Annotated in this window: 7 protein-coding genes and 1 pseudogene; 5 read left to right on the forward strand and 3 right to left on the reverse strand. The window is 69.6% G+C overall.

Annotation, left to right across the window (positions count from 1 at the left end):
- Together ACGFIB_RS36615 and ACGFIB_RS36620 are read right to left on the reverse strand one after the other, a co-directional pair.
- A partial coding sequence (locus ACGFIB_RS36615) for a roadblock/LC7 domain-containing protein (RefSeq protein ID WP_455709594.1) occupies positions 1-293 on the reverse strand: 293 nt, incomplete at its 3' end.
- On the reverse strand, positions 290-3,094 hold the full coding sequence (locus tag ACGFIB_RS36620; protein WP_393378056.1) for a sensor histidine kinase: 2,805 nt from the start codon (positions 3,092-3,094) through the stop codon (positions 290-292). The genes ACGFIB_RS36615 and ACGFIB_RS36620, both read right to left, overlap by 4 nt.
- Positions 3,095-3,498: 404 nt before the next feature.
- On the opposite strand from ACGFIB_RS36620, the gene ACGFIB_RS36625 reads away from it, so the two are divergent.
- From ACGFIB_RS36625 to ACGFIB_RS36645, 5 genes are read left to right on the forward strand one after another with little or no spacing between them, the layout of a single operon-like run.
- A complete protein-coding gene (locus ACGFIB_RS36625; RefSeq protein ID WP_357253117.1) occupies positions 3,499-4,476 on the forward strand; it encodes an ABC transporter substrate-binding protein in 978 nt (325 codons plus the stop codon).
- A gap of 19 nt (positions 4,477-4,495) precedes the next feature.
- The gene (locus ACGFIB_RS36630; protein ID WP_142576345.1) at positions 4,496-5,269 is read left to right on the forward strand and encodes an ABC transporter permease; all 774 of its coding nucleotides are present in this window, start codon (positions 4,496-4,498) and stop codon (positions 5,267-5,269) included.
- The gene (locus ACGFIB_RS36635) at positions 5,266-6,054 is read left to right on the forward strand and encodes an ABC transporter permease (protein WP_142576343.1); all 789 of its coding nucleotides are present in this window, start codon (positions 5,266-5,268) and stop codon (positions 6,052-6,054) included. The genes ACGFIB_RS36630 and ACGFIB_RS36635 overlap by 4 nt, the downstream gene beginning before the upstream one ends.
- A gap of 9 nt (positions 6,055-6,063) precedes the next feature.
- The gene (locus tag ACGFIB_RS36640) at positions 6,064-6,840 is read left to right on the forward strand and encodes an ABC transporter ATP-binding protein (protein WP_142576341.1); all 777 of its coding nucleotides are present in this window, start codon (positions 6,064-6,066) and stop codon (positions 6,838-6,840) included.
- The gene (locus ACGFIB_RS36645; protein WP_229689991.1) at positions 6,837-7,841 is read left to right on the forward strand and encodes a methyltransferase; all 1,005 of its coding nucleotides are present in this window, start codon (positions 6,837-6,839) and stop codon (positions 7,839-7,841) included. Before ACGFIB_RS36640 ends, ACGFIB_RS36645 begins: the two co-directional genes overlap by 4 nt.
- A 161-nt stretch (positions 7,842-8,002) precedes the next feature.
- Here ACGFIB_RS36645 and ACGFIB_RS36650 read toward each other — a convergent pair.
- Positions 8,003-8,286: pseudogene (locus ACGFIB_RS36650) on the reverse strand (ATP-binding protein); the annotation flags it as partial.

Here is an 8,286-nt window from a genome sequence, read left to right on the forward strand (position 1 = left end):
AGACAGGACCCGTCACTGATCGACATGATCAGCAACAACCCCCGCTGCATCTCCACGACCGTCTGCGTCACCGGGCCACCCTCGAACACCCGCGAGGCACCCTGCGTCAGACTGATCAACCCGGCCGCAACCGCCGCCAGCTGATCCGCCCGGTCCTTGGGAAACCCGTGTGAGAACGCCAGGGGCAACCCGTCCGCCGACACCACCACGGTGTGCGCCACACCCGGCACCGAACTCACGAAATCATCGATCAGCCAGTTCAGGCCGCGTGCTCCCTGGCTCAACCCACTCATGCGCCGTCCCCTTTCGCGGTCGGGTAGCCCTCGTCCTCACTCAGTTCGCCCCTGGCCACCGCCCGGCCCTGCCGTACGCCCTGCTGCAGGCTGGCCAGCCGGCTGCGGGCTCGGTCGGGCGACAGGAGCGGCTGCGGCGGGGCGGGCGCCGCCGACGCCGCCGCCGCGGCCGCGTCGGCCGAGCCGGGCACCAGGTTGGCCTTCGGCACCCGCTTGGGCAGACCCGAGACGGTCGTGCCGTCCGAGGCGGGCTTCTCGGTGGCCGCCGCCGCGGCCTGCCACCCGGCGTTCAGCGATGGGGCCTCCTGCCAGCCGGAGTCGGTGTCGGCGGCGGGAGTGCGCCGGAACCAGGCGGACTCCACGGAGGCGAAGATCGGCAGGAACTCCTCGGCCGACGGCCCGGACTGTGCCGGGGCCGGTGCCGGGGCCGGTGCCCCTCCCGGACGCATACCGCCCATCGGGACGGGAGCGCCGTGCACCGGCCCGGACATCGACACCGGTCCCGTCGTCGCCGGCATCGCGCCGAACCCCATCGGGACGGGTCCGGTCACCGCCGGCAGAGGCCCGGTCGCCGCTTCGTCCATGCCGGGCGACCGGCTGCGTATCCGGGTGAGCGGATCGTGGAGAGCCGGTGCGGCGACCCCGGCGGCCGGCAGCTGCTGACGACCCCAGCCGCCGATGCCTTGCTGCGCCGTCCCCTGCTCGGTCTGCCGCGGGCTCCAGCCGGGGGCGAACGCACTCGAATAGGTCTCCGGCTGAGTCGCCGGATGGCCCATGATGGACTCCGGCAGCAGGACCATGGCCGTCAGTCCGCCTCCGTCGTGCGGCCTGAGCTGGACCCTGATGCCGTTGCGGGCGGCGAGACGGCCGACCACGAACAGGCCCATGCGGCGGGACACCGACACGTCCACGACCGGCGGGTTCGCCAGCCTCCAGTTCGCCTGCGCGATCTCCTCCGACGTCATGCCGATCCCGGAGTCGGTGACGGAGATCATCACGCCCCCGCCGTCGATCCGGTTGCCCGAGACCACCACGCGGGTGTCGCGGGCGGAGAACGCCAGCGCGTTCTCCACCAGCTCGGCGAGCAGGTGGATGACGTCGTTGACGGCCTGGCCGGCGATCGAGACGTCCGAGGGGAAGTTCAGCATCACCCGTTCGTAGCCCTCGACCTCCGACAGCGAGGCCCGGATGACGTCGGTGATCTCGACGGGCCGGCTCCAGCGGCGTGCGGGCTCCTGCCCGGCGAGAACCAGGAGGTTCTCACTGTTGCGGCGCATGCGGGTCGCCAGATGGTCGAGCTTGAACAGGTCGCCGAGCCGCTCCTCGTCCTGCTCGCCCTGCTCCAGTCCGTCGATCAGGGCGATCTGACGTTCCACCAGCGTCTGCGTACGCCGCGACAGGTTCACGAACATCGCGTTGACGTTGCTGCGCAGCCGGGCCTCGTCACCCGCCAGCCGGATGGCCTCACGGTGGACCTCGTCGAAGGCCCGCGCGACCTCGCCGATCTCGTCCGCGGACACCACGCCGATCGGCTGCACCTCGGCCTGCACCGCCGTACCGCTGTCGGACTCGCGCAGTCGCTGCACCAGGCTGGGTAGGCGATGCCCGGCGACCTCCAGCGCCTCGCTGCGCAGCCGCCGCAGCGGCCGTACCAGAGAGCGCGCCATGACGGCGGTGATGAGCAGGACCAGCAGCAGGACGACGATGACCAACGTGATGCTGACGACGGCCGCGTTCCGGTCGGTGCTCTGCAGGGCGTCGCTCCGGGCGACGATCGACTTGCTCAGGTGGGTGGCCACGTCACGCATGAGGTCGGCCTGCTCGCTGATCGCGTCGAACCAGCGGTCGGCGTCGCCCGCCCTGCCGCCGAGGTTGCGGATGAGCTGCCCGGTGCCGACGAGGTACAGCGCCCGGTCGATGAAGAACCGCGCCCGGTCCACCTTCTGGTCGGTGACCGTGTCGCTGTAGAGCTGCCGCTCGTCGGTGGTGGCCACGGCGGTGAAGGCCGCCAACTCGCTCTGCTCCCTGGCCGTCGCGCCGGTGAAGGCGTCGAGCTCGGCCCGGTCGAGCCGCTGCTGGGCCAGTCCCATGGCGAGCAGCGCGCGCTGCTCCGAGACCGCCTCCTTGGCCCGGGCGAGCGCCGCGAGCGCCTTGATGCTCGCGTACAGCCCTTCGTCCGGGACTCCCTGACCTGCCGCGTCGTACAGCTTCAGCAGGTCGTCGGTGACGAGCCGGTAATTCTCAATGCCGCGCAGCGGCGGGAGCTGCGACTCCAGCACGATCTTCCGGAACGCGGTCAGGTCCGCAAGCCGGGCCAGGGCCCGCGACAGGTCCTCCCTGCCGAGCCCGCCCAGCGCGTCCCCGCTCGTTCCGGCTCGGGCGCGCACCTGCTGAACGGCGGCGTCCACGGCGTCGTGCTGGTTGTTCACGGTGGCGAGCAGGGCTCTGTCACGACGGCCGCCCGCGACGTACTTGACCGACAGGTCGCGCTCCAGCTGAAGTTCGTGGAGGAGCACTCCGACGTTACCGACGAGCTCCACGGCCTCGCGCACCCGCTGATACTCGGCGGCGCTGGATATCGAACCCGCCACCCGCAGGCCGCCGAGCAGAACCGCGACGACGGTGGGCAACACGATCAGCGCCACGAGCCGGGTTCGCACCCGCCAGTTCTTCAGCTGAATCGAGTTGCCGGTCGCGGGCCCGTCGGGCGGCCCGCCGTCCACGGAGGACGTGCCGCCGGCGGGCTCGGCGAGCGGTTCGGGCTCGGCGCGGCGACCGCTCTCGATCGTTGCTGTCCTCACTGGCGCAACCTCTCGCGCTGAATCTCTGGGATAAGGCTCCGGGGTCGCTCTATTGCGAGAGCCCGCACATCACCGGGCAATTTGAGCATAAGGCATCGAGATAGACAAAGAGCTTGGGATTTTGGAACGGTCCACAGTTTTGTCCGACCCAAACGGACATGCGCAGGACGACGGCGAGCAGGGGGAAGGCAATATCGGACAGGAGATACCCGACGACTCCCCCTCTGGAACCGGTCCAAGCCCTTGGCCGTAATTCTAAATTACGACACAGCTGGTTATTTCACTACAATCGCGACTCAAACCCATCGAATCCATACGTCTCCTGTACGCTTCTCGCCCGTTGCCGCCTATACGGGACCAACCCGCGCGGGCGGCCACCTCACCACTCCAGACAAGGAGACTTCATGAGGCTTATAAGGCGTACTCTCGCCGTCGGCGTCGCGGCCGTCCTGGCGCTCACCGCTTGCAGCAATTCCGACACGACGTCCTCCTCGTCCTCCGGCAACGGACTCGAGAAGACGACGCTGAAGGTCGGCACGATCCCGGTGCCGGACAGCGCACCCTTGCAGGTGGCCATCAATCAGGGGTTCTTCAAGGCCGAGGGCCTGGAGGTCCAGCCCGAGGTGGTGGCCGGCGGCGCCGTCGCCACCCAGAAGCTGCTGGGCGGGAGCCTCGACCTGTCGCTCGGCGCGTACGTCGGCACCTTCCTCGCCCAGGACAAGGGTGCGGGGAAGTTCAAGTATGTCGCGGACAGCTACGGCGCCGCCCCCGGCGCTTTCGTCATCATGGTCAAAAAGGACTCCCCGATCAAAACTGTTGCAGACCTCAAGGGGAAGACCATAGCGGTCAATGTTCTCAACAGCGTCAGCCAGCTGACCGCCGAGGTGCAGATGAAGGTGGCCGGGGTGACCGCGACCCCGGACCAGTTCGTGGAGAAGAGTTTCCCCGACATGCCCGCCGCCCTGGAAAACGACCAGGTGGACGCGGCGGCGATGACCGAACCGGTCATCACGGTGGAATCGAAAGCGGGTGGCCGAATCATCGTCGATGAGATGACCGGTCCGACCGAAAGTCTTCCCATCGCCGGCTGGTTCACCACCGACGCCACCGCGAGCAAATACCCCAAGGCGATAGCCGCGTTCCAGCGGGCGCTCGGTAAGGCGCAGGCGATCGTCGCGAAGGACCGCAAGATCGTCGAGGAGACGTTGCCCAAGTACACCAAGATCGACGCCGCCACCGCGGCCGTCATCTCCCTCGGCTCCTACCCGACCTCCCTCAGCGAGTCCCGCCTGCAGCGCGTGGCCGACCTGATGAAGGAGTACGGCTACCTCAAGAACGATCTCGACGTGAAGTCGATGATCCTCCCGCCCCCGGCGAGCTGACGGAGATCCCGCACCTGCCATGGAACACGCACGAGTCCTCCGCGGCGTCGCCGGCGTCGCGGGGTTCCTCGCAGCGGCCGAGATCGTCGGCGCGACCGGCCTGATCGACGACCGCTTCCTGCCCCGTATGTCCACGATCCTCCGCGGCGCGGCGGAACTGCTCGTCGACGGGGAGTTCCTCGCCGACGCGCGTGCCTCGCTCGCCGCCTGGGGGCTCGGACTGCTGCTGACCGTGGCGGTGGCGGTCCCGGCCGGACTCGCGCTCGGGGCCCTGCCGCCCGTGGAGCGGGCCGTACGGCCGCTGATCGAGTTCCTCCGGCCCATCCCGTCGGTCGCCATCATCCCCCTCGCGATCCTGCTCTTCAGCGACAACCTGCACCTGAGGGTGGCCGTCGTCGTCTACGCGGCGTCCTGGCCGATCGTCATCAACACGATCTACGCGCTCAGGGACGTCGACCCGCTCGCCAAGGAGACCCTGCGCAGCTTCGGGTTCGGTCCGGTGTCCGTGCTGCTCCGGGTGGCGCTGCCCAGCGCGGCGCCCTTCATCGCGACCGGGATCCGCGTCGCCGCGGGCACCGCGGTGATCCTCGTGATCAGCGCGGAGCTGCTCGCAGGCGGGGCGGAGGGCGTCGGGATCTACATCACGGAGGCCGCGAGCGGCAACCGGATGGACCTGATGCTCGGCGCGGCCCTGTGGGCCGGCCTGTTCGGCGTCCTGTCCAACACCGCCCTGGTCGCGGTGGAACGCAGGCTGTTCCGCTGGCACGACGCACGCACCGGAGCCGCCCGATGAACGTGATCAGAGCCGTCGGCCGTCTCTGGCTGGTGCCGGTGACGCTCGTGGTCTGGGAGATCGCCACCCGTGCCGCCGAGCAACCGTTCTTCCCTCCTCCGTCGGCGACACTGGCCCGGATGGGCGAGATGTGGCTGTCGGGCCCGGCGGCCCATCTCCTGCTGACAGAGCAGGCGATGGACGATTTCGGCCCCAGCCTCGCCCGCCTGTTCGCCGGGTGGACGCTGGCCGCGGTCCTCGGCGTGACCGCCGGAATCGCCATCGGCTGTTCACCCCGCCTGTCCGGCTACCTCGACCCGCTGATCCACCTCGGCCGGGCCGTACCGCCTCCGCTGCTGGTTCCCTTCTTCCTCGCTCTGCTGAAGCTGAGCACGCCGGCGCAGCTCACGACGATCGTGTTCGGAATCATCTGGCCGATCCTCCTCAACACCGTCGACGGCACCCGTACGGTGGACCGGCAACACCTGGAGACCGCGCGCATCTTCGGCTTCTCGACGGTGGAGCGGCTCACCAGAGTGATCATTCCCGCCGCGATGCCCAAGATCTTCGCCGGCCTGCGGCTGGCCCTCTCACTGGCCCTGATCCTGCTGATCATCGCGGAGATCCTCGCCGGCTCCGGCGGCCTCGGCTACCGGCTCCTGACGGCGCAGCGCAGCTACCTCTACACCGACATGTGGGGCTGCCTGGTGGTGCTCGGCCTTCTCGGCTATCTGCTCAACTCCGCGTTCCTGCTGTTGGAACGGCGCGTTCTCGCCTGGCACACCAACGCCAGGCAGACCACCTAGGAAGGCATCGTGCTCGAGATCACCGATCTGGTCCACTCCTACGGCTCGCATCGCGTTCTCGACGGGGTGAACATCCGCGCCGCCGAGGGCGAACTCGTCTGTGTCGTGGGCCCCTCCGGTTGCGGCAAGTCCACTCTGCTGCGGTCCGTCGCCGGTCTCATCCGTCCCACCGGGGGCCGGGTGCTGATCGGCGGGCAGCCCGTCGACCGTATCCCCGACAACCTGGCCGTCGTCTTCCAGGACTACAGCCGTTCGCTCTACCCCTGGATGACCGCCGCGAACAACGTGGCGCTGCCGCTGCGACGCCGCGGGCTGGACCGGCGGCGCCGCAGGGAGGCGGCGATCGCCGCACTGGACCAGGTCGGCCTGGCCGACGCCGCGGCGAAGTACCCCTGGGAGATGTCCGGCGGCATGCAGCAACGTGTGTCGATCGCCCGCGCCCTCGCCTACCGCCCGTCCCTGCTGCTGATGGACGAGCCCTTCGGCTCGGTGGACGCGCAGACCCGCGAGGACCTCGAAGACCTGGTGCTGCGGGTCTGCGCGCATCACGGCATGACGACCCTGCTGATCACACACGACATCGACGAAAGCGTCTACGTCGGCGACCGGGTGATCGTCCTCACCCGGTCCCCGGCCCGGGTCGCCGCCGACCTGCCGGTCGACCTGGGCGAATCACGCGACCAGATCGCGACCCGGCAGCGCGACGCGTTCGTCCGGCTGCGTGCCGAAGTCGGCCGCCTGGTCCGAGGCGGCTCCCCCACCTCAACTGTTCTGGAGAAGAAGTGATCGACTCCACCGGCCCCGCGTGGGACGCCATCATCGGGCTCTCCCGGTTCGCCGCGCTCGCCGCGATGGCCGAACTGGGCTGCGCCGAACACCTGGCCGCCGGCCCGATGGACGTGGCGGAGCTCGCCAAGGCGTGTGACGCGCACGAGCCCTCCCTGGCGCGCCTGCTGCGGGAACTCGAGGCGCTCGGCGTGGTCCGCGCCGTCGCTCCGGGGACGTACGAGCTGACCGAGGAGGGTCAGACGCTGCGCGACGGCGTTCCCGGCAGCATGCGCTCCGCCCTGCGCATGGCGGCCGAAACCGGTTACTGGTACGCCATGGGCAACCTGGCACAGACCGTGAAAGAGGGGCGGTCCGCCTTCATCTCGCGATTCGGCCCCTTGTACGGCTACTTCCAGGAGCAACCTGAGGCCGCCCGCCTGTTCAACGAGTACATGGCCATCCGCGCGGCGCCGCTGGAGGCCGCTCTGGCCACCGCCTACGACTTCACCGGCGTGAAGACGTTCGTGGACATCGCCGGGGGGACGGGGCACCTGCTGGCGGCGGTGCTCGACCAGCACCCCGGCATGCGCGGCGTGCTCTTCGACATCGCGCACGTGGTGGAGAACGCCCGGGAGTCCCTCAACGCGCGGGGCCTCGGCGACCGGTGCGAGTTCGAGAGCGGCGACTTCTTCGAGGGCGTGCCCGAGGGCGGGGACCTCTATCTGCTGGCCAGCGTCATCCACAACTGGAGTGACGAGGCGAGCCTGCGCATTCTCACCAACGTGCGGAAGGCGGCTCTCCCCCACGGCCGGCTGCTGCTGCTCGAAATGGTGCTGCCGGACGACGGCACGCCGCACATCGGCAAGGACCTCGACATGCGCATGCTCGCGTTGACCGAGGGCGGGATGGAGCGCACGCTGGGCGAACACACCCGGCTGCTCGGCGAGGCCGGTTTCACCCTCTCCCGCGTCCTGCCGCTGCCCGCCGGGGCGAGCCTGATCGAGGCCCTGCCCCGCTGAGCCCTGCCCCGCTGAGCCCCGGCTGCTGAACCCCGAGCGCCGCGCAGAGGGCCGCCCCCGTCATCGATCTTCCCGAGCCCCATGGAAAGTCCACGCCTGCGAGGAGTTTCCATGGGGTGGATCAGGCACCGCCCGGGCCACCCGCGGCAGAGCGTGTTCTGTCAGACACGACCCTGGTGGAAATTGGGCCCGGGAACGGAGACCCGCATGGTCAGCGCGTGTTCGACGAGGGCGATCAGGGCGCTCTTGACCGACTCGCGGTCGCGGGCGTCGGTGCGGACGATCGGGACGTGCGGCGACAGCGTCATCGCCTCCCGCACCTCCTCCTCGGCGTGCGGGAACTGCCCGTCGAAGCCGTTGACGCCGACGACGAAGGGCAGACGCGCCTCCTCGAAGTAGTCCACCGCGGGGAAACTGTCGGCCAACCGCCGCGTGTCGACCAGCA

The sequence above is a fragment of the Microbispora bryophytorum genome, from assembly GCF_043197435.1.
GTDB lineage: Bacteria > Actinomycetota > Actinomycetes > Streptosporangiales > Streptosporangiaceae > Microbispora > Microbispora bryophytorum.

Bases quoted from the DNA above. Each gene is read 5' to 3' on its own strand.
- ACGFIB_RS36625 (WP_357253117.1), top strand. From the start codon at position 3,499: ATGAGGCTTATAAGGCGTACTCTCGCCGTCGGCGTCGCGGCCGTCCTG.
- ACGFIB_RS36630 (WP_142576345.1), top strand. From the start codon at position 4,496: ATGGAACACGCACGAGTCCTCCGCGGCGTCGCCGGCGTCGCGGGGTTC.
- ACGFIB_RS36635 (WP_142576343.1), top strand. From the start codon at position 5,266: ATGAACGTGATCAGAGCCGTCGGCCGTCTCTGGCTGGTGCCGGTGACG.